The organism is Cupriavidus basilensis, from assembly GCF_000876015.1.
Lineage (GTDB): Bacteria > Pseudomonadota > Gammaproteobacteria > Burkholderiales > Burkholderiaceae > Cupriavidus > Cupriavidus basilensis_B.
In genome coordinates this window covers 93,020-115,986 of the sequence record NZ_BBQM01000011.1, presented here as the reverse complement: position 1 = coordinate 115,986, position 22,967 = coordinate 93,020, and the positions used below count along the sequence as shown (strand labels likewise).

Genomic DNA, 22,967 nt, shown 5'->3' with positions numbered 1-22,967 from the left:
CAAGCATCAGGCCGCCGGCCTGGCCGCATCGTCGCGCGCGTTCTCGCTTTCCTGCAGCTGGCGCCACATCACCTTGCCGGTGCCCGACTTGGGCAGCGCGTCGACGAACTCCACCACGCGCGGGTACTTGTAGGCCGCCATGTTCTCCCTGGCCCATTCGATGATGTCCTCGGGCGTGGTCTTGCCGCGGGCATCGGTCTTGAGCACCACCACCGCCTTGACGGTCTCGCCGCGGTAGGCGTCGCGCGTGCCGATGATGCACGCTTCCTGCACGGCCGGATGCTTGTACAGCAGGTTCTCCACCTCGGCCGGCCACACCTTGAAGCCGGAGGCGTTGATCATGCGCTTGAGGCGGTCGGTCAGGAAGTAGTAGCCCTCCTCGTCCATGCGCCCGAGGTCGCCGGTGCGGAAGAAGGTCTTGCCCTCGAACTCGATGAAGGCGTCGCGCGTGGCGTCCGGCTTGCCCCAGTAGCCCTTGAACACCTGCGGGCCGCACACGATGATCTCGCCGGTTTCGTTGGGCGGCAGCTCGGCCAGCGTGACCGGGTCGATCACGCGCGCGTCGGTGTTGAAGGTGGGCACGCCCAGGCATTGCAGCTTGGGGCGGTCGCTCGGGTTGCCGTGGGTCGGCGCCATCGTCTCCGACAGGCCGTAGCCTTCCAGGTAGTTCAGGCCGAACTGCTGGTGCAGCCGCTCGGCCACCGCCTGCGGCATGGCCGCGCCGCCGCCGCCGATGTAGCGCAGGCTCGACAGGTCGAACTGGGCCAGGTTGGGGCTGCCGAGGAAGTCGATCACCATCGTCGGGATGTTGGTCCAGTGCGTGACCTTGTAGCGCGAGATCAGGCGCCCCGCCACCTCGCGGTCCCAGCGCGGCAGCATCACCACGGTGGCGCCGCTGTAGATCGGGCCGTTCATGCCGTACTGCATGCCGGTGACGTGGAACAGCGGCAGCACCGACAGGATGGTCGATTCCGCGCCGCTGCCGCTCCAGGTGCTGCCGCCGATCACGTTGTGCATGACCGTGCGGTGGGTGTGGATGCAGCCCTTGGGAAAGCCGGTGGTGCCCGAGGTGTACGGCATCACCGCCATGTCGTCGGGGCCGGCGGTGTGCGGCGCCGGCACCCGCTGCGCGGCGAGGACCCGCGACCACGGCGTGGCGCCGGCCGGCAGCGGGTGCTCGGCGGTGAGCCAGGCCGGCGGCGCGTCCTCGGGGTTCTCGTAGCTGGCCGGCAGCGCGTCGCCGTACTGCGTGACCAGCATGTGCCGCAGGCGCTGCGCCTCGGGCAACTCGGCGCTGGCCTGTTCGGCGCCGGCGGCGAGATCGGCGCTGCAGATCGCCACGCGCGCCTGCGCGTCGCTGATGTAATGCTTGAATTCCTCGGTGCGGTTCATCGGGTTGACCGGCACCACCACGGCGTCGGCGCGCAGGATGGCGTAGTAGCCGATGATGAACTGCGGGCAGTTCTGCATGTAGAGCAGCACCCGGTCGCCCTTCTTCACGCCGGCTTCCTGCTGCAGCCAGCCGGCCACCGCGCTGGCCTGCGCCTCGAGCTGGCGGAAGGTGATGGCGTTGCCGAAATAGCGGATGGCCGCCTTGTCGGCGTAGCGGTGCGCGGAAACCACCAGGTTGTACCAGAGCGAGGTCTCCGGCGACACGATCTCGGTAGGAACGCGCTTGGGCCAGAACTGGAAATGCGGGCGCGCGGGCTGGTGGGTCTGCATGGAACGTCTCCTGTGCGGTCTGTCCGACCTGATCTTGGATACCAGTCAAGCAATATAACCGAACGACCGTTCTATTTTCAATCCATCGCTTACCCTTGTCTATCCACCTTGCCCGCCCGCCTTTGCGCGCCACGCTGTTGCAATCGGCGGCATCCGCCCCCAACTAGCCCGCGTATGGCCCCGGCATGCGCGGGGCTTCCCTTCTAGCGAGATCAAGTCATGAGCGACGTAACCCTGCAGAATTTCGAGGCGGACGTGATCGAGACATCGCGTCACATCCCGGTGCTGGTGGATTTCTGGGCGCCCTGGTGCGGCCCGTGCAAGACGCTGGGACCGATGCTGGAGAAGCTCGAAGCGGAGGCCGGCGGCAAGTGGCGGCTGGCCAAGGTCAACGTGGACGAGAACCAGGACCTCGCCGCGCACTTCGGCGTGCGCAGCATCCCGCATGTGGTGGCCTTCGTGGACGGCCAGGCGGTGGACCAGTTCACCGGCGTGCTGCCGGAGTCGGGCCTGCGCGAGTTCCTCGCGCGCGTGATGCCGGACCCGGGCCAGACCGCCCTGCGCGCCGCGCGCGACGCGCTCGCCGCCGGCGACCGCGAAGCCGCGCGGGCGGCGTTCCAGGCGGCGCTGGCCTTCGATCCGGGCTTCGACGCGGCGCGGCTCGAGTACATCGGCTTCCTGCTCGACGGCGACGCGCTGGAACAGGCCGAAACCGAGTTCGGCATGCTGTCGCGCGGCGCGTCGCAGGAAGACGGCTTCGCGGCGCTGCGCACCCGGCTCGAAGCCATGCGCGGCGTGGCCGAGCTGCCCGACACGGCCACCCTGGCCGCGCGCGTGGCGGCCGCGCCCGGCGACCTGCGCACGCGCCTGGACCTGGCCCGCGCGCTGATCGCGCACCGGCAGTACGAGCCGGCGCTGGAACAGCTGCTGGCCATCGTGCGGGCCGACCGCGGCTTCGAGGAGGACATCGGGCGCGTCACCATGCTGTCGGTGTTCGCGCTCATGGGCGGCGACCAGCCCGAGGCGGTGTCGCGCTGGCGCCGGCAACTGGCCTCGGTGCTGAATTAAACTGGCGGGCCCGACCTTCCTGCCCGCCCTAGCCGTGACCGCTGCCGCCCTGCCCCGCCTGGCCGATTTCCGCGCTGACCCCGCCCCCAGCCACGACCGTCCGCGCCCGGACCGGCTCGTGGCGGGCAATCCCGAGCGCACCACCTGGACGCACTACAGCGCCGGCCAGGGCGATTTCGACTGCGGGGTGTGGGGCTGCGAGCCGGGCGCGTGGCGCATCGCCTTCCCGGCGGGCAAGGAGGAATTCTTCCACGTCATCAGCGGACGCATCCGCATCAGCGACGACGCGGGCAACGCGCGCGAGTTCGGGCCCGGCGACGCCTGCGTGATCCCGGCCGGCTTCACCGGCCTGTTCGAGGTGCTGGAAACGGTGCGCAAACACTTCGTGGTGCTCGACCGCGCGGCCGCCGGCGGCGGCTGAAGCGCCGCCGCGCGGCCGTCTTCAGGCGGCCTGCCCGTCGGGCGCCTCGATCAGCGTGAAGCCGTGCTCGCGCATGTAGCCGACCATCATCGCGTCCATCGACCTCACGTGCTGGTCGAACCAGCCGGGCAGTTCGGACACCAGCCGCCGGCCCAGCGTCACGTCGCCCTCGGCGACCTTGACGCGCACCGCGTCGGCCACCGCCAGCACCTGCTGGTGCTCGCCGCGGTGGCAGTGCTGCGGGCCGAAGTTCATCGCTTCCATCCACGTTTCTTCCTGGCCGAAATGATGGCGCGTGTGCTCGATCCACTCGTCCAGCGCGGCCAGGAAACCGTCGTCCGCGGCGCGCGCGGCGGCATCGAGCAATTGCACGAATTCTTCATGGGTGGCGTCGGTCACCGGCTCGCCGAGCAGCAGCTCGGGCGCAAGGGCGGCGCGGCTCGGCGCGGGGACATCCGTGGCGTGATCGGTCATGTCTGGAGAAGCGAGGCAACGAAGGAATCGGCTGGCCGGCCCCGCGCCCGCGGCGCGAAGTCCGGCCCCAGCCGAGAGCATACCGAATCCGCCGCGGCGCGGACTGATCCAGGACAAACCGGCGCGCGGGTTATGCTGGCGGCTGGCTTTCCACCGCCGCGGGCTCCGCCCCGCCTTCCCATGCCCCGACTGCTCTTCTTCTGCGGCCATGCCGGCACCGGCAAGACCACCCTGGCCCACCGCCTGATCGGCCCGCTCATGCAGGCCACCGGCGAGCCGTTCTGCCTGCTCGACAAGGACACCCTGTACGGCAGCTACAGCGCCGCCGCGATGGGCGCGCTGACCGGCGACCCCAACGACCGCGACAGCCCCACCTACCTCAAGTACCTGCGCGACGCCGAATACCACGGCCTGCTCGACACCGCGCGCGAGAACCTCGCGCTGGGCATCAGCGTGATCGTGGTCGGGCCGCTGTCGCGCGAGGTGCGCGACCACCGGCTGCACGATCCGGCATGGCTGCGCGTGCCCGCCGGCACCCAGGTGCGCACGGTGTGGGTCCACCTGCCCGAGGACGAGGCGCACGCGCGCATCGTGCGGCGCGGCAACCCCAACGATGCCTACAAGCTCGCGCACTGGGAGGACTACCGCGCGCGGCGCTTCATGCCGGCGCCGGAGCAGCACCCCGAGCTGCGCTATTTCGACAACACCGCGCCGGGCGAGGCCGAGCTAGCGGCCCTGCTGGCGGCGCTGGCCGCCTAGCGCGGGCGCGCGGCTCACTCGGGGGCGGCGGGCTCGGTCAGCGCGGTGAGCGCGCCCAGCACGCTGGCGGCGGCGACCATGCCGAACACCGCCGTGACCGCCACCGACGAGCCGAAGCCGGCGCAGGCCAGGCCCTGCGGGCCGGCGGGCGCGATCGCGGGCGCGTCGGCCGGGGCTTCGTCGATCTCGCAGGCCTGCTGCTCGGGTTCGGGATAGCGCAGCGGCTCGTCGGAGAAGACCGCGTCGATGCCGAACTTGCGCTTGGGATTGCGCGGCCAGCCCCAGTCCTGGCGCAGGCGGGAGCGCACCTTGGCCAGCAGCGGGTCCTGCACCGTGCGCGAGAAATCGACCACGCGGATGCGGGTCGGGTCGAGCTGGCCGCCGGCGCCGCCGCAGGTGATGATGCGCCGCCCGGTGCGGCGCGCCCAGCCCAGCATGGCGACCTTGACCTTGACCGAGTCGATCGCGTCGATGATGTAGTCGTGCCCGCCGAGCAGCTCGGCGACGTTGTCCTCGGTAACGAAGTCGTCCACCTCGGTCACGCGGCAGCGCGGGTTGATCTGCACCATGCGCTCGGCCATCGCCTGCACCTTGGCGCGGCCGTAGGCATCGCCCAGCGCGTGGATCTGGCGGTTGGTGTTGGACAGCGCGATGTGGTCGAGGTCGATCAGCGTGACGCGGCCGACCGCGTTGCGCGCCAGCGCCTCGGCCGCCCAACTGCCCACGCCGCCGATGCCGACCACGCATACGCTGGCCGCCTCCAGCCGCGCCAGCCCGGCCGCGCCGTACAGCCGCGCCACGCCGCCGAAGCGGCGGTGGTAGTCGTCGTCGGCCGGGCTCTCGTGCGTCAGCGCCGACGGCAGCTGCGCCAGTTCCGGGGAGGCGAAAGGGGCCGGGGAGGTTTCCGGGACGAGGTGGCTCATGGATAGGATCGAGGCTTGCTGAAGGAGGGCCGCCGGCGGGCGAACGCGGGCGGACTGGCCGTCCAGGCGCCGCCTGCGTCACCCTGTCAGCCTGGCGCCGACAGGAGAACGCGGCGCGCAACTATACAATACCTGACAACAGTGGTCCGGCCGCCGCATCGCCCCACCCCCGGGGCCGGCGCCGCGGCCACCCGCCCGACCAGGACGACAATCCCATGCCCGTGCGCCGCAAGGCCGTTCTCTGGAGTGTACTGACGCCGCTGGCGCTGGTGGCCATCGTGGTCGTGGTCGTCCTGACCTTCGACTGGAACCGCCTCAAGCCGTGGCTCAACCAGCGCGTGTCCGAGGCCATCGGCCGGCCTTTCGCCGTCAACGGCGACCTCACGCTGACCTGGCGCAGCGCGCAGGGCGAGACCGGCTGGCACACCTGGGTGCCGTGGCCGCGGCTGTCGGCCGCCGACATCACGATCGGCAACCCGGACTGGGCGCGCGAGCCGAACTTCGCCACCGTGCGCGAGCTGATCTTCGTGCTGCGCCCGCTGCCGCTGCTGTCGCGCCAGATCTCGATCTCCACCATCGTGGTCGACAGCCCGGCCGTGTGGCTGGAACGCCTGGCCGACCAGCGCAACAACTGGACCTTCGCCACGCCGGCCAGCAAGCAGCCGTCCGAGTGGCGGCTCGACATCGGCGAGGTGGCGCTGGCGCAGGGCGACCTGAGCCTGTCCGACCAGGTGCTGAAGCTCGACATGCAGGCGCGCCTGGACACCATCGGCGACAGCCCGCTCTACGACAAGGCCCGCGACGGCGCGCTCACCGGCGCGGCGGCCCCGGGCACCGCCGGCGCCACGGCGGCAGCGCCCGCCAGCCAGCGCTACGGCCTGCGCTGGAAGGCCACCGGCCGCTACCACGACGCCACCATCAGCGCCAGCGGCAAGGCCGGCACGGTGCTGAGCCTGCGCGACGCCAACGTGCCGTTCCCGGTGCAGGCCGATGCGCGCGTCGGCAACACGCGCGCGGTGGTGGAAGGCACGCTCACCAACCCGGCCCATCTCGGCGCGCTCGACGTCAACCTGCAATTGTCCGGCGACAACATGGCCCGGCTGTACGCGCTCACCGGCATCGTGCTGCCCAGCACGCCGCCCTACGAGACGCGCGGGCGGCTGGTGGCCACGCTGCGCAAGGGCGCCTCGACGTACCGCTACAACAAGTTCAGCGGGCGCGTGGGCGGCAGCGACCTGAGCGGCACGCTCAGCTACGCCCAGCGCCAGCCGCGTCCGCTGCTGTCGGGCGAGCTGGAATCGAGCCAGCTGCGCTTCGAGGACCTGGCGCCGCTGATCGGCGCCGACGCCAGGCCCGGCGGCGCGGCCGCGGACAGCGCCGTGCGCCAGCCCGCCGACAAGGCGCTGCCGGTGGCGCCGTTCCGCACCGAGCGCTGGGACAGCATCGACGCGGACGTGAAGTTCACCGGCAAGCGCATCGTGCGCACCGCCGACCTGCCGATCACCGATCTCGTCACCCACCTCAAGCTCGACGACGGCCTGCTCACGCTGGACCCGCTCGACTTCGGCATCGCCGGCGGCAACCTGGTGTCGACGCTGCAGCTCAACGGCAAGCGCGCGCCGCTGGCCGCCACCATCGACATGAAGGCGCGCCATCTCAAGCTCAAGCAGCTGTTCCCGAAATTCGAGTCGATGCGCGCCAGCATCGGCGAGCTCAACGGCGCCGCGCGGCTCAGCGCCACCGGCAACTCGGTGGCGGCCCTGCTCGGCAGCGCCAACGGCGAAGCCAAGCTGCTGGTGGAAAACGGCACGGTGAGCAAGTTCGTCCTGGAGGCGATGGGCCTGAACGTGGGCAGCGTGGTGATCTCGAAGCTGTTCGGCGACAAGCCGGTGCGGATCAACTGCGGCGTGAGCGACGTCAGCTTCACCAACGGCCTGGCGCGCGCGCGCACCTTCGTGCTCGACACGCAGGACGCCGTGATCGACACCACCGGCGCGGTCGACCTGGCCAGCGAACGGCTCGCGCTGACCATCCGGCCGGACTCGAAGGGCCTGCGCATCTTCTCGCTGCGCTCGCCGCTCTACGTGGGCGGCACGCTCAAGAAGCCCACGGTCAGCCCCGACATCGGCGTGCTGGCCCTGCGCGCGGGCGGCGCGGTGGCGCTGGCGCTGGTGGCGCCGGTCGGCGCCGCGGTGCTGCCGCTGATCGATCTCTCCGGCGGCGGCGAGGAGTCGCAGTGCGGCAAGCTGCTGGCGCAGGTGCGCAAGCGCCCGCTGGCGCCGCCGCCGGGCCAGGCCTACCGCGAGCCGGCCAGCGGCGCCGCCGGTTCCGTGCCATTGGGCGAGGGCGCGGGCGCTGCCGCCGCGCCGGCGCGGCCGGCGCCCGACGCCTCGCTGCACCAAGGCGGCTGACCGCCGCGCACCATCGCGGTGGCGCCACCGTTGCCCGTGCGCGACACCCGCGCACGCATCGACGCAATTTCGCAACACTTTCGCCACACTGGTGCAGAGAACCGTTGTCTATCGCACACGCCGCTCGCATAATTAAACGGCCATTTACAACGAAGTCTTCAATAGATGGCGCATTGCGGACCTCTGCGAGTGATCGTGGCGTCCTTCTCAGGGTGCGGTTTCGGCCGCACTTGTTTTTCTCCCGGATTCCCCCAAAGCCCCCGCCCGCGCATGACGCCGCTACACGCCACCGTTCCGCCGATCAGCTGCCTGATCGCGCTCACGGTGTGCAACCACGTGGCCTTCAATGCCAGCCGCGTGGTGGTGTCGCTGTTCGCGCTGTCCCTCAAGGCCTCCACCGTCACGCTCGGCATCCTGATGTCGCTCTATGCGCTGCTGCCGATGCTGCTGGCCATCCATGCCGGCAAGCGCATCGACGAGATCGGCCCGCGCAAGCCGCTCATGGCCGGCTCGCTGATGGTACTCGCGGGCACGCTGCTGCCGGCGCTGTGGCCGGGCATCGCGGCGCTTTATCTTTCGTGCGCGCTGATCGGCGTGGGCTTCATGCTGGTGCAGGTGGCCATGCAGCTGCTGATCGGCCAGATCTCCAGCGACGGCACGCGGCTGCGCAACTACACGCTGCACGCGCTCGGGCTGTCGTTCTCCGGCACGCTGGGGCCGGTGGTGATGGGCTACATGATCGAGCACGCGGGCTTCCGCCCGGCCTTCTTCACGCTGGTGGCGGTGGCCGCGGCGGGGCTGGCCGGCCTGCAGCTGGTGCGCCACCGCCTGCCCGCGCGCGGCGCCCGGGCCGCGCGCAACGCCATCGTCGACGGCAGCCGCAGTTCCACGCTGGGCCTGCTGGCGCACCCCGAGCTGCGCGCGGTGTTCATCGCCAGCGCGGTGCTGTCGGCCGCGTGGGACCTGCATGCCTTCCTGATCCCGATCCAGGGCACGCGCGTGGGGCTGTCGCCGTCGTCGATCGGCTGGGTGCTGGGCGCGTTCGCCATCGCCACCTTCGCCATCCGCGTGGCGATGCCGCTGGTGTCGCGCCGGCTGTCGGAGTGGAAGGTGATCCGCGGCGCGCTGCTGCTCGGCGCGGTGGCCTACCTGCTCTATCCCTTCGTCGCGCAGTTCTGGCTGATGTGCTGCCTGGCGTTCCTGCTCGGGCTGGCGCTGGGCAGCGCGCAGCCCAACGTGATGAACATCCTGCACGCGGCCTCGCCGAGCGGGCGCGCCGGCGAGGCGCTGGGGCTGCGCTCGGCCGTGCTCAACACCAGCCAGGTGGTGTGGCCGCTGACCTTCGGCGTGGTCGGCACCGCGCTCGGCATGCTGCCGATCTTCCTGTCGATGGCGGGCGCGATGGGCGTGGCCGGCTACTACTCGCGCGGGCATGCGCGCAAGCTGCCGCCGCCAGCGGCCTGACGATGGCAACGCGAGGGCTTGCGCGTGCGCAAATGCGGCCGGGTGCGCTTTCGCTATACTCGAATCAGGCGCGCCGCCGGTGCCGGGCAGGCCTGCCCGGCGCGGCACGCAGACTTGATACCTGATCCGACATGACCCAACTTGCCGACCTCCGCCGCACCTACGTGCTCGGCTCGCTCTCCGAGTCCGACGTGGCGACCGATCCCATCAGCCAGTTCCAGCGCTGGTTCGACGAAGCCATCCATGCCAAGCTGCCCGAGCCCAACGCGATGACGCTGGCCACCGTCGACACCGACGGCCAGCCGTCCGCGCGCATCGTGCTGCTCAAGGGCATGGACGCCAGCGGCTTCACCTTCTTCACCAACTACGAAAGCCGCAAGGGCCTGGACATGGCCGGCAACCCGCGCGCGGCGCTGCTGTTCCACTGGGTGCAGCTCGAGCGCCAGGTGCGCGTGGAAGGCACCGTGGAAAAGGTCAGCGATGCCGAGAGCGATGCCTATTACGCCTCGCGCCCGCTCGGCTCGCGCCTGGGCGCGTGGGCGTCGGAGCAGAGCCGCGAGGTCGCGGACCGCGCGGTGCTGGAGCAGCGCGAGGCGGATTTCCGTGCCAGGTTCGGCGACAACCCGCCGCGGCCGGCCCACTGGGGCGGCTATCGCCTGGTGCCGTCGCGCATCGAATTCTGGCAGGGCCGGCCGTCGCGCCTGCACGACCGCATCGCCTACCGGCTGCAGGCGGACGGCGCGTGGCAGATCGTGCGGCTGTCGCCGTGAGCCGTTGAACGGCGGCTGAATAGCGGCTGAATTGTCCGGGCGGCCAGGCGGCCGCGGCCCCGCGCGCATCGGGGCCGCGCACTGCACAAAATTGGGAATTGTCGTAAAGTGAGTCATCGGCACTTCCGCGAGGAAGACGCCATCGTGTGCAGGCCCAGCCTGCCCGCTGCTGAGGTTCGAGGAGTGTGCCGCAACCGCCAATTTGGGAGGCCGCATGTTTTTCAAGCAAGCACTGGACAAGCAACTGGATCACTGGATCGCCGATCTGCGCGAGCGAGCCAACCTCCCGGTCAAGCTGCGATTATGGAACGGCAACGAGTATCCGCTCGGCCGTTTCGAGCAGCCCGCGGTCACGCTGACGGTCCGCGAGGCGGGCGCGCTGCCGCTGCTGCTCACGCCGAGCCTCGACAACCTCGGCGAAGCCTACGTGCAGGAGAAGATCGACCTGGACGGCAAGCTCAGCGACATCATCGCCGTGGCCTACCGCTTCTCCGCCGCCGCCAGCGCGCAGGCCGGCGGCGCGCTGGCCCGCGTGGCGCAGCACTTCGCCCACACCAAGGCCGCCGACAAGGCCTCGATCCAGTACCACTACGACGTCTCCAACGCGTTCTACGCGCTCTGGCTCGATCCGGCGATGGTCTATTCCTGCGCCTACTTCGAAAACGGCGACGAGGACCTCGCCACCGCGCAGCGCAAGAAGATCGACCACATCCTGACCAAGATCCGCCTGCAGCCCGGCCAGACCCTGCTCGACATCGGCTGCGGCTGGGGCGCGCTGGTGCTGCGCGCGGCGCAGAAGTTCGGCGCGCGCTGCGTGGGCATCACGCTGTCGCAGAACCAGTTCGACCTGGCCACCGAGCGCGTCAGGCAGGCGGGCTTGTCGGACCGCATCGAGATCCGCCTGCAGGACTACCGCGACACCGCCGGCACGTTCGACCGCATCACCAGCGTCGGCATGTTCGAGCACGTCGGCAAGGACAACCTGCCCGGCTACTTCAAGCGCATGCGCGAGCTGCTGGCCGACGACGGCTTCGCCATGAACCACGGCATCACCTCGCCCGATCCCGAGAGCGGCGCCACGCCGATGGACGGCTCCGAATTCATGGACCGCTACGTGTTCCCGCAGGGCGAGCTGCCGCACATCGGCATGGTGCTCAACACGCTCCAGCGCGGCGGCCTGGAAGCCACCGACGTGGAGCTGATGCGCAACCACTACAACCGCACGCTGCACCACTGGGCGGACAACTTCGAGGCGCAGGGTGATACCATCCGCGCGATGGTGGGCGAGAAGAAATACCGCATCTGGCGCGTCTACCTGGCGGGCTGCGCGCACGCCTTCGATACCGACCAGATGTCGATCTACCAGGTGGTCTGCCACAAGGCCGGCCTGCCCTCGCAGAGCCTGCCCTGGTCGCGCCGCTACATCTACGACAAACCGCTGGACTGAAAACCCGCTTGACTGAAGACCTGTTCGGCGGCCTGCCGGAAACACCCGTGCCGGCCGCCGCGCCGGCGGCGCGCCCCGCACGCGGAAAAAGCGTGCAGGCGCCGCCGCCCGATCCCGCCCTCCTCGCGCTGGCCGAACGCCTTCCCGCCGGCCTGCATCTCGGTACCTCGTCGTGGTCCTACGGCGGCTGGAACGGCCTGGTCTACCAGGGCGAATACAGCGACAGCCTGCTCTCGCGCAAGGGCCTGGCCGCCTATTCGCAGCATCCGCTGCTGCGCGCAGCCGGCATCGACCGCGGCTTCTACGCGCCGATCCCGCTGGCCGACTACGTTGCCTACGCGGCCCAGGTGCCCGCGCATTTCCGCTTCCTGACCAAGGCGCCCGCCAGCATCTGCGATCCGTGGCTGCGCACCGCCGAGGGCGCGGGCCGGCTGGCCAACGCCAGCTTCCTGAACGCGGAGATCGCCGCGCGCGACTTCATCGGCCCGGCCACCGCGGGGCTCGGCGAGAAATGCGGCCCGCTGCTGTTCCAGCTTTCGCCGCTGGGCGCGATGGCCGCGGACGGCGCCGGCTTCCTGGCGCGGCTCGACGCCTTCCTCGGCGCGCTGCCCGCGCTCGATGCCGGCGCCAATCCGCATGCGTGCTACGCGGTGGAGCTGCGCGACGCATCCCTGCTCACGCCGCGCTTCATCAAGCTGCTGCGCGCGCATGGCGTGCGCTTCTGCCTGTCGGCGCGCGAGCGCATGCCGCCGGCCGAGCGCCAGTTGCCGGCGCAGGCACTGATGGACGAAGGCATGCCGGGGCCGCTGGTGCTGCGCTGGATGCTGCATGCGGGCTTCGCCTACGAGCAGGCCGAATCGCGCTACGCGCCGTTCGACCGACTGCTGGACGAGGACCCGCACACGCGCGCGGTGATCGCCGAACAGGTGGTCCGCACGCTGCGCGCGGGCCAGCCCGCCTACGTGATCGTGAGCAACAAGGCCGAGGGCTGCGCGCCGCTGAGCTGCGTGCGGCTGGCCGAGGCCATCGCCGAGCGGCTGGCGCGCGACTGAGCGCGCCGGCGGATCAGCGCACCAGCAGGTGCGCGAACTTCTGCCGGAACTTGGCCAGCTTGGGCGAGATCACGAACGAGCAATAGCCCTGGGTCGGATGGGTCTGGTAGTAGTTCTGGTGGCCTTCCTCGGCGCGCCAGTACGGCTGGCCCGGCTCGATCTGCGTCACCAGCGGGGCGTCATACAGCTTTTGCGCGGTCACTTCGCGCATCACGTACTCGGCCGTCGCGCGCTGCGGCTCCGAATGGGTGAAGATCACCGAGCGGTACTGCGGGCCGACGTCGTTGCCCTGCCGGTTGAGCGTGGTCGGGTCGTGGATGGCGAAGAAGATCTCCAGGATCTCGCGGTACTTGATCACCGAGGGGTCGAACGTCACGCGCACCACTTCGGCGTGGCCGGTGTCGCCGTCGCAGACCTGCTCGTAAGTCGGATGGTTCACGTGGCCGCCGGTATAGCCCGATTCCACCGCCCGCACGCCCCTGACCTGCTGGTAGACCGCTTCCAGACACCAGAAGCAGCCGCCGCCCAGGGTGGCGACCTCGCGCTCGCTTTCCAACTCTTTTTCCATCTTGTTCTCTCCGGCTCCGACGGTGGATTCAACTAGCATACTCGTTCGGCGCATCTCATGCCGCCCCGGCGCGCCCGCGGCGGCATGGCGGCAGGCCGTCCCCGCCGGGACGCATGCGGAGCGTGGCCGCGGTCATGCGTTTCCCGTCATGTGTCCGTGTTCCCGGCTAGGCAGCGGCGCCGGCCCGGACAACGCCACACTGGCGGGTCGGGATTGGGACTCCGCTACAATCCCCACGGCCTGTCCGGCCGGCAGGGCGCCGGGTCCGGGGGCACGCCGCCGCCTTGGTGCGCCAGCCCACCGATGCGCCGCGCCGGACGCCTTAGCTTGTACTTGTGCTTCTCGTCGCCGGCGCAAATAATATATGAAATTTCATGGATTCAAGTGGAGCCCGCGCTATGGGCATGCCTGAAGCCACGCCGCGCACCGTCGGCAAGGCTGCCTCTCCCGATTTCGACACGCTGCACTTCCGGCGCACGCTGTCCCAGTTCGCCACCGGCGTGACGGTCATCACCACGCGCGCGGGCCCCGGCTCGCCGCCGGGCGCGCCGTTCGTCGGCATCACCGCCAGTTCGTTCAACTCGGTCTCGCTCGATCCGCCGCTGGTGCTGTGGAGCATGGCCACGCGCGCCAACAGCCTGCCGATGTTCCGCGACGGCTCGCACTACATCATCAATGTGCTGTCGGACTCGCAGCTGGACCTGTGCCAGCGCTTCGCCACGCTCAAGGGCGACCGCTTCGCCGGCGTGGACTACCGCCTGTCCGAGACCGGCCTGCCGATCCTGGCCGATGCGCTGGCCTGGTTCGAATGCCACAACCGCAGCCGCTACGACGAAGGCGACCACGTGATCTTCGTGGGCGAGGTCGAGCGCTGCGGCGTGCACGGCCTCGCCGGCGGCCCGCTGGTGTTCCACGACGGCCGTTTCGGCACCACCCGCCCGCTCGCCGACTGAGGCGCCGGGCGCGCGCCATGACGCAACCGCAGCCATCTCCGCCGCCACCGCCGCCACCGCCGGCGGGCGCCTTCGTCGACGGCTACCTGCCCTACCTGCTGGCGCGCGCGAGCCACCTGATGGCGGACGAGTTCCACCGGCAGGTGGAGGCCGCCGGCCTCTCGATCCCCGCATGGCGCGTGCTGGCCGCGCTGGCCGACCGGCCCGAATGCACCATCGGCGCGCTGGCCGATCTCACCCTCGCCAAGCAGCCCACCCTGACCAAGCTGATCGGCCGCATGGAGGCCGGCGGGCTGGTCGCGCGCCGCAACGGCGCGCGCGACCGCCGCCACGCGCTGGTTTCCATCACCGCGCGCGGCCGGGCCTGCGCGCGCGCCCTGCTCGCGCAGGCGGCGCGGCACGAGCGCCGGATGCTCGACGATTTCGGCCCGGCGCAGGCCGACCAGCTCAAGGACGCGCTGCGCCGCCTGATCGCGCTGCACGCGCCGCGCGAGGCGGCGCCCAGACAACGCGCACGCGGCGCGCAGGCAACGCTCAAGCGCCCGGCGCGCCCTTGATCACCGCCAGCGGCGAACCGTCGGTCTTGATCTTCTGCAGCACGATGTTGGAGCGGATGTCCATCACGCCCGGCGTGCGGTACAGCCGGTTGACGATGAAATCCGAGTAGTGCTTGAGGTTGCGCGCCTGCACCTTGAGGATGTAGTTGCTGTCGCCGGTGATGATGTAGGCCGACACCACCTCGGGCCACGCCTGCACCGCCGCGTTGAAGGTATCGTGCCAGCCCTCCACGTCGTGCCGCATCGACACCTGCACGATGGCCTCGATCTCCAGCCCGAGCTGCTCGGCGTCGAACCACGCGCGGTAGCCGCCGATCACGCCGCTTTCCTCCAGCAGCCGCACGCGGCGCAGGCACGCCGACGGCGACAGCGCCACGCGGTCGGCCAGGTCCTGGTTGCTGATGCGCCCGTTCTCCTGGAGGCAGGCCAGGATGCGCAGATCGGTAGGGTCCAGGTTCATTTCGCAGATTCTTTCCACATTCTCGTATTCGGTGAAATTCTATGCGAATCCGAGGTCGATACCCGGGGTATTTAGCAAGCCTCTTGCCTGGGATATTGACTATCATGCCGTCATCCGCTCCTCGCCGAGCCAAGGAACGCCGGACCCCGGCGCCACTCGCCCGCCCCGCCAATGACGAACCGCCCCGCCGCCACCGCCACGCCCGAGCGCCAGCTCTGGGACATCAGCCCGCCGCTGTCGCCCGACACCCCCGTGTGGCCCGGCGACACGCCGTTCCGGCAGGAGCGCGCGTGGCAGATGGACGCGCACTGCCCGGTCAACGTGGGCCGCATCACGTTGTCGCCGCACACCGGCGCGCATGCCGACGCGCCGCTGCACTACGCCGCCGACGGCGCGCCCATCGGCGCGGTCGACCTCGCGCCCTACCTCGGCCCGTGCCGCGTGATCCATTGCCTGGGCGCCGCGCCGCTGGTCGAGCCGCGCCACGTCGAACACGCGCTGGCCGGCACGCCGCCGCGCGTGCTGCTGCGCACCTACCAGGCCGCGCCGCTGGCGCGGTGGGACCCGGCGTTCTGCGCGGTGGCGCCCGCGACCATCGCGCTGCTGGCCGCCCACGGCGTGATGCTGGTCGGCATCGACACGCCCTCGCTGGACCCGCAGGAATCCAAGACGATGGAGGCGCACCGCATGGTGCGCCGGCACCGGCTGGCCATCCTCGAAGGGCTGGTGCTCGACGCCGTCGCCGCCGGCGACTACGAACTGATCGCGCTGCCGCTGCGCCTGGCCGGGCTCGACGCCAGCCCGGTGCGCGCCGTGCTGCGCAGCCTGGCCTGACGCGCAGGCCCACCGAATCCGTTTTTTCTCCAGGAAGCTCCCATGACCGCACCAAGCCGCGAGCAATGCCTCGCACTCGACCGGCAGGACCCGCTGCGCCCGCTGCGCGACCAGTTCGCGCTGCCCGAAGGCGTGATCTATCTCGACGGCAACTCGCTGGGCGCGCGCCCGCGCAGCGCCGCCGCGCGTGCCGCCGAGGTGGTGAGCGAGGAATGGGGGCATGGCCTGATCCGCAGCTGGAACACCGCCGGCTGGTTCGACCTGCCGCAGCGCCTGGGCAACAAGCTCGCGCCGCTGATCGGCGCCGGCGAAGACGAAGTGGTGGTGACGGACACCACCTCGATCAACCTGTTCAAGGTCCTGGCCGCGGCGCTGCGCGTGCAGCAGGCGCGCGACCCGCGGCGCAAGGTCATCGTCTCGGAAGCCAGCAACTTCCCCACCGATCTGTACATCGCGCAGGGCCTGGCCGACCTGCTGCAGCAAGGCTATTCGCTGCGCCTGGTCGACGCGCCGCAGGAGATCGACGCCGCGGTCGGCGCCGACACCGCGGTGCTGATGCTGACCCACGTGAACTACAAGAGCGGCGAGATGCTGGACATGGCCGCCGTGACCGCGATGGCGCACGCGCGCGGCGCGCTCACGGTGTGGGACCTGGCCCATTCGGCCGGCGCGGTGCCGGTGACGCTGACGGCGTCGGGCGCGGACTACGCGGTGGGCTGCACCTACAAATACCTCAACGGCGGCCCCGGCTCGCCGGCCTTCCTGTGGGTCGCGCCGGCGCTGCGCGATGCGTTCTGGCAGCCGCTGTCGGGCTGGTGGGGCCACGCCGCGCCGTTCGCGATGGAGCCGGGCTACCGCCCGCGCGCGGGCGTGGGCCGCTTTCTGTGCGGCACCCAGCCGGTGACTTCGCTGGCGATGGTCGAATGTGGCCTGGATCTCTTCGCCCGGACCGACATGCAGGCGCTGCGCGCCAAGTCGCTGCTGCTGACCGACCTGTTCATCGCGCTGGTCGAGCAGCGCTGCGGCCACCATCCGCTCGAGCTGGCCACGCCGCGCGCGCACGCGCGCCGCGGCAGCCACGTCAGCTTCGCCCATCCCGACGGCTTCGCGCTGGTGCAGGCGCTGATCGAGCGCGGCGTGATCGGCGACTACCGCGAGCCGCGCATCGCGCGCTTCGGCTTCACGCCGCTGTACATCGGCTTCGCCGACGTGTGGGACGCGGTGGAGGTGCTGCGCGACGTGCTCGACAGCGGCAGCTACAAGGAAGCCCGTCACCAGGCGCGCGGCCTGGTGACTTGAGGAGGAGAGCGACATGAGCGCCAACAAGGGATGCCCGATGTCGGGGCCTGGCGATGCCACGAACGCCGCCAACGCCACGAACGCCACGAATGCCGCGGCGGCGGGCGGCGAGGCCGCCTGGCACGATGCGCAGATGGACTTCGCCGGGGACATGAGCTACGGCGACTACCTGGCGCTGGACCAGATCCTCACCGCCCAGCATCCGCTCTCGCCCGAGCACAACGAGATGCTGTTCATCGTGCAGCACCAGACCAGCGAGCTGTGGATGAAGCTGGCGCTGCACGAGCTGCGCGCGGCGCGCGAGTGCGTGCGCACCGACCAGTTGCCGCCGGCCTTCAAGATGCTCACGCGCGTGTCGCGCATCATGGAGCAGCTGGTGCAGGCGTGGAACGTGCTGGCCACCATGACGCCGCCGGAATACTCGGCGATGCGCCCGTATCTCGGCATGTCGTCGGGTTTCCAGTCCTACCAGTACCGCGAGATCGAGTTCATCCTCGGCAACAAGAACGCCGCCATGCTGCGCCCGCATGCGCACCGGCCCGAGCACCTCGCGCTGGTGGAGGCGGCGCTGCGCACGCCGTCGCTGTACGACGAGGCGATCCGCCTGATGGCGCGGCGCGGCTTCGCCATCGACGCGGGCTGCATCGAGCGCGACTGGACCCGCCCGGCCGGCGAGAACGCCTCGGTGGAGGCGGCGTGGCTGGAGGTCTACCGCCAGCCCGGCGCGCACTGGGAACTGTACGAGCTGGGCGAGAAGTTCGTCGACCTGGAAGATGCGTTCCGCCAATGGCGCTTCCGCCATGTCACCACGGTGGAGCGCGTGATCGGCTTCAAGCGCGGCACCGGCGGCACCGAGGGCGTGAGCTACCTGCGCAAGATGCTCGACGTGGTGCTGTTCCCCGAGCTGTGGAAGCTGCGCACCGACCTCTGACGCGCGCTCAGGGCGCCGGGTCCGACAGCCGCGCGGCCAGCGCGCGCAGGGCCGGCGCCAGCTTGTCGTGGAACACGGCCTCTTCCACGGAACCGTAGGAGGCGCTGCAGCTCAGCATGTGCAGCTCCTTCTCCCCCACCGGCCGGAACGCCACCGCGCAGGCGTGGATGGCCGGGTGCCAGTCGCGGAACGAGGCCGCGTAGCCCTGCCCGGCGGCCTGCGCCAGTGCCGCGCGCGTCGGCCCTTCCTGCGTCTTCCATTGCTCGGGGAAGGCCTGCGCGAATTCCGCCAGCACGCGCTCGCGCCGCGCCGCCGGCAGCGCCGCCAGGTAGGCGCGCCCCATCGAGCTCGACACCAGCGACAGGCGCGAGCCCACGCCCAGCCCGAGCATCACGCCGGCATCGTTGCGGATCGACTCCAGGTAGATCACCTCCATGCGCTCGCGCTTGCCGAGCGAGACCGAGACCCCGTAGGACTGCGCGAACGCCAGCATGTGCGGCCGCGCCAGCGCCACCACGCCGGACGCCGACAGGTACGCATAACCGAGCGCCAGCACGCCGGCGTCGAGCGCGTACTTGCCCAGGCTGTCGTCGTAGCGCAGGTAGCCGAGCTGCACCAGCGTGCCGGCCAGCCGGCTCACGGTCGCCTTGGGAAAACCGGTGCGGCGCACGAAGTCCTGGTTGCCCAGCATCGCTTCGCCGGTGCGGAAACAGCGCAGCAGCTCCAGGCCGCGCGCCAGCGCGGCGACGAAGTTGGGATCGCTCTCGCGCGGCGCGAGGCCGGCGGCATCCGCCTGCTGCGTGGCGGGCAAGGCTTGCGGTTCGGTGGCCAAGAGAGCGCTCCGGCTGGTGGAATGGGAAGGTGCCGCGGCCGCAACGGAAGGGGCCGCCACGGTCATGCCGATTCCGGCTATTGCACGGACCGCGCATTGCGCTATACTACATCATCGGAACAAAGTTCCGCAATGCGGAACTACAAAGTCGCGGCGAAAGTCACGAAAGTCACCGCAGACCGCGGAATGCGCCGATGCTTTTGTTGAGGCCTGCTGACCCCAGGCCACCCGCGAGACCGCCCGGCCCGATCCGCCGCGCCATCCCGCCGGCGCCCGCAAACCCCTGCACGAACCCGCACAACGCACTGCACTACCGAAGGAGACCTACATGGCTGCCAACGCCGAATTCAACTGGGCCGACCCGCTGCTGCTGGACCAGCAACTGAGCGACGACGAGCGCATGGTGCGCGACGCCGCCCAGGCCTATTGCCAGGACAAGCTCGCGCCGCGCGTGCTGCAATCGTTCCGCAACGAGAAGACCGACGTCGAGATCTTCCGCGAAATGGGCGAGCTCGGCCTGCTGGGCCCGACCATTCCCGAGCAATACGGCGGCCCGGGACTGAACTACGTGTCCTACGGCCTGATCGCGCGCGAAGTGGAACGGGTGGATTCGGGCTACCGCTCGATGATGAGCGTGCAGTCCTCGCTGGTGATGGTGCCGATCTACGAATTCGGCAGCGAAGCGCAGAAGCAGAAGTACCTGCCCAAGCTCGCCACCGGCGAGTGGATCGGCTGCTTCGGCCTGACCGAGCCGAACCACGGCTCGGACCCGGGCTCGATGGTCACGCGCGCCAGGAAGGTGGCGGGCGGCTATGAACTGAGCGGCGCCAAGATGTGGATCACCAACTCGCCGATCGCCGACGTGTTCGTGGTGTGGGGCAAGCTGGCCGGCGACGACGGCAAGGAAGCCATCCGCGGCTTCATCCTGGAAAAGGGCTGGAAGGGCCTGTCGGCGCCCGCGATCCACGGCAAGGTCGGCCTGCGCACCTCGATCACCGGCGAGATCGTCATGGACCAGGTGTTCGTGCCGGAAGACAACCTGATGCCCGGCGTGTCCGGCCTCAAGGGTCCGTTCACCTGCCTGAACTCGGCCCGCTACGGCATCGCCTGGGGGGCGCTGGGCGCCGCCGAGTTCTGCTGGCACACCGCGCGCCAGTACACGCTGGACCGCCAGCAGTTCGGCCGCCCGCTGGCCGCCAACCAGCTCGTGCAGAAGAAGCTGGCCGACATGCAGACCGAGATCACGCTGGGCCTGCAAGGCTGCCTGCGCCTGGGCCGCATGAAGGACGAAGGCACCGCCGCGGTGGAAATCACCTCGATCATGAAGCGCAATTCGTGCGGCAAGTCGCTCGACATCGCCCGCGTGGCGCGCGACATGCTCGGCGGCAACGGCATCTCGGACGAGTTCGGCGTGATCCGCCACGTGGTCAACCTCGAAGTGGTCAACACCTACGAAGGCACCCACGACATCCACGCGCTGATCCTGGGCCGCGCCCAGACCGGCATCCAGGCCTTCTACTGAAGCCTGCGCCCGCCCCGCCTCCGAAATCCAAGGGCAAGAAGCAAAAAGGCCCGGCTGCGAAGCCGGGCCAAGCACACTACCAAGGAGAGACGACGGGCGAGCCCATCGTGTTACAACACCGTGACACGCCGGCCGGCGCCACGCGCCCGGCCGGCCTGCCGCCGGGCCCCTAGCGATTGGGCTGCGGCGTCAGGCGAAGGTAAGGCCGCACGGCCTTGTAGCCCTTCGGGAATTTCTGCTTGATCACTTCCTCGTCCTTCAGCGAAGGCACGATCACCACGTCCTCGCCGTCCTGCCAGTTGCCCGGCGTGGCGACGCTGTGGTTGTCGGTGAGCTGCAGCGAGTCGATCACGCGCAGGATCTCGTTGAAATTGCGCCCGGTGCTGGCCGGGTAGGTGATGATGAGGCGCACCTTCTTCTTCGGGTCGATCACGAACAGCGAACGCACCGTCAGGGTCTCGTTCGCGTTGGGATGGATCATGTCGTAGAGCTGCGAGACCTTGCGGTCGCCATCGGCGATGATGGGGAAGTTGACCGTGGTGCCCTGCGTTTCGTTGATGTCCTTGATCCACTCGCGATGCGATTCGACCGGGTCGACCGACAGCGCGATGACCTTGACGTTGCGCTTGGCGAAATCGCCCTTGAGCTTGGCGGTCAGCCCCAGCTCGGTGGTGCAGACCGGCGTGAAGTCCGCCGGATGCGAGAACAGCACGCCCCAGCTGTCGCCCAGCCATTCATGGAAGCGGATCGGGCCGTCGCTGGAGTCCTGCTCGAAATCCGGCGCAATATCGCCTAGACGTAGTGCCATCTCTGTCTCCTTCCGCGAGAAATTGGGGTTGAACCAGTTTAGTCCGATTGCGATCCAACCCAAACAAATATAAAGTCACTACAAAATCACCTTTTCATCTTAAGGACTTTTGTCTCAAGTCAGCGTCCTACATAACTTGTCGGACCCGTGGTGTTGAAACCACGGCGGCTCCCCGCATATGCTAAGAAAGAGGGCGAGAAGGCTGCCCGACACCGTGCGAGGAAGGCAAAATGTCACAATCCGAAACCACCGCCCGCAAACAGGAGAAACTGATGAGCGATGTCAAGACCGTTTTGTCCGATGCCGAAGAACTGCTTAAGCAAGCGGCCTCGACCACCGGCGAGAAAGCTGCCGAACTGCGCGAGCGCGGCATGGGCCTGCTGAAGCAGGCCAAGGAAAAGGCGCAGGACCTCCAGGACGCCGTCGTCACCAAGAGCAAGGCGGCCGCGCGCGCCACCGACGACTACGTGCACGATCACCCGTGGCGCGCCGTCGGCGTGGCGGCCGGCGTCGGCCTGCTGGTCGGCCTGCTGCTCAACCGCAAGTAATCCTGAACCATGCGACCCGCCGGGCCTGATGGCCCGGCGCCAGGAACGAGTGCCCCGCGTTAGCCGTATTGCGCCCACGCATTGCGCAGCGCGCGGCAACATGCGGAGCAAACGCCCTCCGGCGGCATGTTCCGCCGGCCCGGCTCCCGTCCGCAACCGGTGCAGCCCCGTGCTGCACGCCCTTGCCGGAATTGCATGAGCGACCCGACCTCCTCTCCCAAGTTCATGGACGCCCTGCGCAGCCTGGCAGGATCGCTGGTGGCGATGGTGCAGACGCGCCTCGAACTCGCCAGCGTCGAACTCGCGGAAGAACGATCGCGCCTGATGAAGATGGCCTTGCTGGCCTGCTTCGGGCTGGTGTTCTTCGGCCTGTCCCTGGTCACGCTGACCGTGCTGATCGCCATCGTGTTCTGGGACACCTACCGCTGGCAGGCGCTGGGCGCGCTGGTCCTGTTCTACCTCGCCGCGTGCGCGGTCTGCCTGGCGCTGGCGCGCCACCTCGTGCGGCATGCCCCGCCCCTGTTCGAGGCCACCCTGGCCGAGATCGACAAAGACCGGGAGATCCTGCGCCGATGAGCACGCCGTCCAACCCCAGCGACGCACCGGCCGAACGCGCCGATGAGCGCGCCAACGAGCGCGCCGACACCGCCGCGGCCCGCGACGCCGGCCAGCCGCGCGCGCATCCGCGCCCGGTGCGCTATTCGCGCGAAGTGCGCCTGCCGCTGGCGATCCGCAAGGAACTGCTGATCACGCGCGCCGCGCTGGAGCGCTATGACTGCGCCCAGGCGCTGCACCAGGTGCGCGGCAGCGCGGCGCGCTTCGGCCGCCTCGGCAACTGGCTGCCGCGCGTGGCGCAGCCCGCCTCCTTGCTCAAGCTGCTGGGCCTGGCGCGCGACTACCCGGTCCTCAGTTCCACGATTTCCCTGGCGCTGCCCCTGCTGCGCAAGACCCCGGTGCTGCGCTGGGGCTGGAAGCTGGCCAAGCTCGGCGGCCTCGCCGCGGCCGGCTACTGGGCCTACGATACCTGGCAGAAAGGTACCGCCGGCGACACCCGGCCGGCCGGCGCCCCCGGCGCCGCCGACACCGGCTTTCGCGATCCGCTGGTACGCTAGTCCGCAGCCCGCCGCCGATAACCGATAGCCAC

The 22,967-nt window shown here is 69.9% G+C and carries 24 protein-coding genes; 17 read left to right on the top strand and 7 right to left on the bottom strand.

Going from position 1 to position 22,967, the window contains the following annotated elements; all coding sequences use genetic code 11:
- Positions 1-6 precede the first annotated feature (6 nt).
- Entirely contained in the window at positions 7-1,722 is a 1,716-nt protein-coding gene (locus KF708C_RS06820; RefSeq protein ID WP_020204593.1) for a long-chain fatty acid--CoA ligase, read from the bottom strand.
- 219 nt (positions 1,723-1,941) lie between these two features.
- Between KF708C_RS06820 and trxA the strand changes: the two genes are divergently transcribed.
- Both trxA and KF708C_RS06810 read left to right on the top strand, forming a co-directional pair.
- A complete protein-coding gene (trxA, locus tag KF708C_RS06815; protein ID WP_059411284.1) occupies positions 1,942-2,790 on the top strand; it encodes a thioredoxin in 849 nt (282 codons plus the stop codon).
- 34 nt (positions 2,791-2,824) lie between these two features.
- The gene (locus tag KF708C_RS06810) at positions 2,825-3,211 is read left to right on the top strand and encodes a cupin domain-containing protein (RefSeq protein ID WP_020204595.1); all 387 of its coding nucleotides are present in this window, start codon (positions 2,825-2,827) and stop codon (positions 3,209-3,211) included.
- A gap of 21 nt (positions 3,212-3,232) precedes the next feature.
- Here KF708C_RS06810 and KF708C_RS06805 read toward each other — a convergent pair whose 3' ends face one another.
- Positions 3,233-3,685, bottom strand: coding sequence for a bacteriohemerythrin (locus tag KF708C_RS06805; protein WP_059411283.1), 453 nt, complete (start codon positions 3,683-3,685; stop codon positions 3,233-3,235).
- Between the two features lie 180 nt (positions 3,686-3,865).
- Here KF708C_RS06805 and KF708C_RS06800 point away from each other — a divergent pair, with 180 nt between their 5' ends.
- Entirely contained in the window at positions 3,866-4,444 is a 579-nt protein-coding gene (locus KF708C_RS06800; protein ID WP_059411282.1) for an AAA family ATPase, read from the top strand.
- A 14-nt stretch (positions 4,445-4,458) separates the two neighbouring features.
- On the opposite strand, the gene tcdA is transcribed toward KF708C_RS06800, so the two are convergent.
- On the bottom strand, positions 4,459-5,367 hold the full coding sequence (gene tcdA, locus KF708C_RS06795) for a tRNA cyclic N6-threonylcarbamoyladenosine(37) synthase TcdA (protein ID WP_082079460.1): 909 nt from the start codon (positions 5,365-5,367) through the stop codon (positions 4,459-4,461).
- A gap of 215 nt (positions 5,368-5,582) precedes the next feature.
- Here tcdA and KF708C_RS06790 point away from each other — a divergent pair, with 215 nt between their 5' ends.
- From KF708C_RS06790 to KF708C_RS06770, 5 genes are all read left to right on the top strand, one after another.
- Complete coding sequence (locus tag KF708C_RS06790) at positions 5,583-7,778, top strand: AsmA family protein (RefSeq protein WP_059411281.1); 2,196 nt, start codon at positions 5,583-5,585, stop codon at positions 7,776-7,778.
- Between the two features lie 270 nt (positions 7,779-8,048).
- Complete coding sequence (locus tag KF708C_RS06785; protein ID WP_059411280.1) at positions 8,049-9,242, top strand: MFS transporter; 1,194 nt, start codon at positions 8,049-8,051, stop codon at positions 9,240-9,242.
- 131 nt (positions 9,243-9,373) lie between these two features.
- Complete coding sequence (gene pdxH, locus KF708C_RS06780) at positions 9,374-10,012, top strand: pyridoxamine 5'-phosphate oxidase (RefSeq protein ID WP_020204601.1); 639 nt, start codon at positions 9,374-9,376, stop codon at positions 10,010-10,012.
- 214 nt (positions 10,013-10,226) lie between these two features.
- Positions 10,227-11,459, top strand: coding sequence for an SAM-dependent methyltransferase (locus KF708C_RS06775; protein WP_020204602.1), 1,233 nt, complete (start codon positions 10,227-10,229; stop codon positions 11,457-11,459).
- Positions 11,460-11,467: 8 nt separating this feature from the next.
- Positions 11,468-12,511, top strand: a complete 1,044-nt coding sequence (locus KF708C_RS06770) for a DUF72 domain-containing protein (protein ID WP_059411279.1) — start codon at positions 11,468-11,470, stop codon at positions 12,509-12,511.
- 13 nt (positions 12,512-12,524) lie between these two features.
- Here the strand turns inward: KF708C_RS06770 and msrA are convergent, their stop codons facing one another.
- Positions 12,525-13,079, bottom strand: a complete 555-nt coding sequence (gene msrA / locus KF708C_RS06765; protein ID WP_020204604.1) for a peptide-methionine (S)-S-oxide reductase MsrA — start codon at positions 13,077-13,079, stop codon at positions 12,525-12,527.
- A gap of 398 nt (positions 13,080-13,477) precedes the next feature.
- Here msrA and KF708C_RS06760 point away from each other — a divergent pair, with 398 nt between their 5' ends.
- The gene (locus KF708C_RS06760; RefSeq protein WP_020204605.1) at positions 13,478-14,032 is read left to right on the top strand and encodes a flavin reductase family protein; all 555 of its coding nucleotides are present in this window, start codon (positions 13,478-13,480) and stop codon (positions 14,030-14,032) included.
- A 17-nt stretch (positions 14,033-14,049) separates the two neighbouring features.
- Positions 14,050-14,589 (top strand): MarR family winged helix-turn-helix transcriptional regulator, encoded by a 540-nt coding sequence (locus KF708C_RS06755; RefSeq protein ID WP_059411278.1) that lies wholly within the window; start codon positions 14,050-14,052, stop codon positions 14,587-14,589.
- On the opposite strand, the gene KF708C_RS06750 is transcribed toward KF708C_RS06755, so the two are convergent.
- Positions 14,567-15,049 (bottom strand): Lrp/AsnC family transcriptional regulator, encoded by a 483-nt coding sequence (locus KF708C_RS06750; protein WP_020204607.1) that lies wholly within the window; start codon positions 15,047-15,049, stop codon positions 14,567-14,569. The two genes, KF708C_RS06755 and KF708C_RS06750, sit on opposite strands and share 23 nt — an antisense overlap.
- A gap of 171 nt (positions 15,050-15,220) precedes the next feature.
- Here KF708C_RS06750 and kynB point away from each other — a divergent pair, with 171 nt between their 5' ends.
- Genes kynB through kynA form a run of 3 tightly spaced genes read left to right on the top strand, consistent with a single transcriptional unit; the run spans position 15,221 to position 18,113 of the window.
- The gene (gene kynB / locus KF708C_RS06745) at positions 15,221-15,883 is read left to right on the top strand and encodes an arylformamidase (RefSeq protein WP_059411277.1); all 663 of its coding nucleotides are present in this window, start codon (positions 15,221-15,223) and stop codon (positions 15,881-15,883) included.
- 42 nt (positions 15,884-15,925) lie between these two features.
- Positions 15,926-17,182, top strand: coding sequence for a kynureninase (kynU, locus tag KF708C_RS06740; protein ID WP_059411276.1), 1,257 nt, complete (start codon positions 15,926-15,928; stop codon positions 17,180-17,182).
- A 13-nt stretch (positions 17,183-17,195) separates the two neighbouring features.
- Positions 17,196-18,113 carry a tryptophan 2,3-dioxygenase gene (gene kynA, locus KF708C_RS06735; RefSeq protein ID WP_059411275.1) on the top strand — a complete coding sequence of 306 codons (918 nt, stop codon included), beginning with the start codon at positions 17,196-17,198 and terminating at the stop codon, positions 18,111-18,113.
- Between the two features lie 7 nt (positions 18,114-18,120).
- Here kynA and KF708C_RS06730 read toward each other — a convergent pair whose 3' ends face one another.
- The gene (locus KF708C_RS06730; protein ID WP_059411377.1) at positions 18,121-18,924 is read right to left on the bottom strand and encodes an IclR family transcriptional regulator; all 804 of its coding nucleotides are present in this window, start codon (positions 18,922-18,924) and stop codon (positions 18,121-18,123) included.
- Between the two features lie 349 nt (positions 18,925-19,273).
- On the opposite strand from KF708C_RS06730, the gene KF708C_RS06725 reads away from it, so the two are divergent.
- A complete protein-coding gene (locus KF708C_RS06725) occupies positions 19,274-20,467 on the top strand; it encodes an acyl-CoA dehydrogenase (RefSeq protein WP_020204612.1) in 1,194 nt (397 codons plus the stop codon).
- Positions 20,468-20,636: 169 nt separating this feature from the next.
- On the opposite strand, the gene KF708C_RS06720 is transcribed toward KF708C_RS06725, so the two are convergent.
- On the bottom strand, positions 20,637-21,275 hold the full coding sequence (locus tag KF708C_RS06720; RefSeq protein WP_020204613.1) for a peroxiredoxin: 639 nt from the start codon (positions 21,273-21,275) through the stop codon (positions 20,637-20,639).
- Positions 21,276-21,505: 230 nt separating this feature from the next.
- Between KF708C_RS06720 and KF708C_RS06715 the strand changes: the two genes are divergently transcribed.
- From KF708C_RS06715 to KF708C_RS06705, 3 genes are all read left to right on the top strand, one after another.
- Complete coding sequence (locus tag KF708C_RS06715; RefSeq protein ID WP_369796917.1) at positions 21,506-21,823, top strand: DUF883 family protein; 318 nt, start codon at positions 21,506-21,508, stop codon at positions 21,821-21,823.
- Between the two features lie 195 nt (positions 21,824-22,018).
- Entirely contained in the window at positions 22,019-22,399 is a 381-nt protein-coding gene (locus KF708C_RS06710; RefSeq protein WP_020204615.1) for a phage holin family protein, read from the top strand.
- Complete coding sequence (locus KF708C_RS06705; RefSeq protein WP_059411274.1) at positions 22,396-22,935, top strand: DUF3318 domain-containing protein; 540 nt, start codon at positions 22,396-22,398, stop codon at positions 22,933-22,935. The genes KF708C_RS06710 and KF708C_RS06705 overlap by 4 nt, the downstream gene beginning before the upstream one ends.
- Positions 22,936-22,967: the final 32 nt, after the last annotated feature.

Excerpts from the sequence above, each read along its gene's own strand:
- KF708C_RS06775 (WP_020204602.1), top strand. The coding sequence starts at position 10,227 with ATGTTTTTCAAGCAAGCACTGGACAAGCAACTGGATCACTGGATCGCC.
- KF708C_RS06705 (WP_059411274.1), top strand. The coding sequence starts at position 22,396 with ATGAGCACGCCGTCCAACCCCAGCGACGCACCGGCCGAACGCGCCGAT.
- KF708C_RS06725 (WP_020204612.1), top strand. The coding sequence starts at position 19,274 with ATGGCTGCCAACGCCGAATTCAACTGGGCCGACCCGCTGCTGCTGGAC.
- KF708C_RS06805 (WP_059411283.1), bottom strand. The coding sequence starts at position 3,685 with ATGACCGATCACGCCACGGATGTCCCCGCGCCGAGCCGCGCCGCCCTT.
- KF708C_RS06800 (WP_059411282.1), top strand. The coding sequence starts at position 3,866 with ATGCCCCGACTGCTCTTCTTCTGCGGCCATGCCGGCACCGGCAAGACC.
- KF708C_RS06715 (WP_369796917.1), top strand. The coding sequence starts at position 21,506 with ATGTCACAATCCGAAACCACCGCCCGCAAACAGGAGAAACTGATGAGC.
- KF708C_RS06720 (WP_020204613.1), bottom strand. The coding sequence starts at position 21,275 with ATGGCACTACGTCTAGGCGATATTGCGCCGGATTTCGAGCAGGACTCC.
- kynB (WP_059411277.1), top strand. The coding sequence starts at position 15,221 with ATGACGAACCGCCCCGCCGCCACCGCCACGCCCGAGCGCCAGCTCTGG.
- KF708C_RS06755 (WP_059411278.1), top strand. The coding sequence starts at position 14,050 with ATGACGCAACCGCAGCCATCTCCGCCGCCACCGCCGCCACCGCCGGCG.
- KF708C_RS06785 (WP_059411280.1), top strand. The coding sequence starts at position 8,049 with ATGACGCCGCTACACGCCACCGTTCCGCCGATCAGCTGCCTGATCGCG.
- KF708C_RS06820 (WP_020204593.1), bottom strand. The coding sequence starts at position 1,722 with ATGCAGACCCACCAGCCCGCGCGCCCGCATTTCCAGTTCTGGCCCAAG.
- pdxH (WP_020204601.1), top strand. The coding sequence starts at position 9,374 with ATGACCCAACTTGCCGACCTCCGCCGCACCTACGTGCTCGGCTCGCTC.
- KF708C_RS06760 (WP_020204605.1), top strand. The coding sequence starts at position 13,478 with ATGGGCATGCCTGAAGCCACGCCGCGCACCGTCGGCAAGGCTGCCTCT.
- KF708C_RS06710 (WP_020204615.1), top strand. The coding sequence starts at position 22,019 with ATGAGCGACCCGACCTCCTCTCCCAAGTTCATGGACGCCCTGCGCAGC.
- kynU (WP_059411276.1), top strand. The coding sequence starts at position 15,926 with ATGACCGCACCAAGCCGCGAGCAATGCCTCGCACTCGACCGGCAGGAC.
- KF708C_RS06790 (WP_059411281.1), top strand. The coding sequence starts at position 5,583 with ATGCCCGTGCGCCGCAAGGCCGTTCTCTGGAGTGTACTGACGCCGCTG.
- msrA (WP_020204604.1), bottom strand. The coding sequence starts at position 13,079 with ATGGAAAAAGAGTTGGAAAGCGAGCGCGAGGTCGCCACCCTGGGCGGC.
- KF708C_RS06750 (WP_020204607.1), bottom strand. The coding sequence starts at position 15,049 with ATGAACCTGGACCCTACCGATCTGCGCATCCTGGCCTGCCTCCAGGAG.
- tcdA (WP_082079460.1), bottom strand. The coding sequence starts at position 5,367 with ATGAGCCACCTCGTCCCGGAAACCTCCCCGGCCCCTTTCGCCTCCCCG.
- kynA (WP_059411275.1), top strand. The coding sequence starts at position 17,196 with ATGAGCGCCAACAAGGGATGCCCGATGTCGGGGCCTGGCGATGCCACG.
- trxA (WP_059411284.1), top strand. The coding sequence starts at position 1,942 with ATGAGCGACGTAACCCTGCAGAATTTCGAGGCGGACGTGATCGAGACA.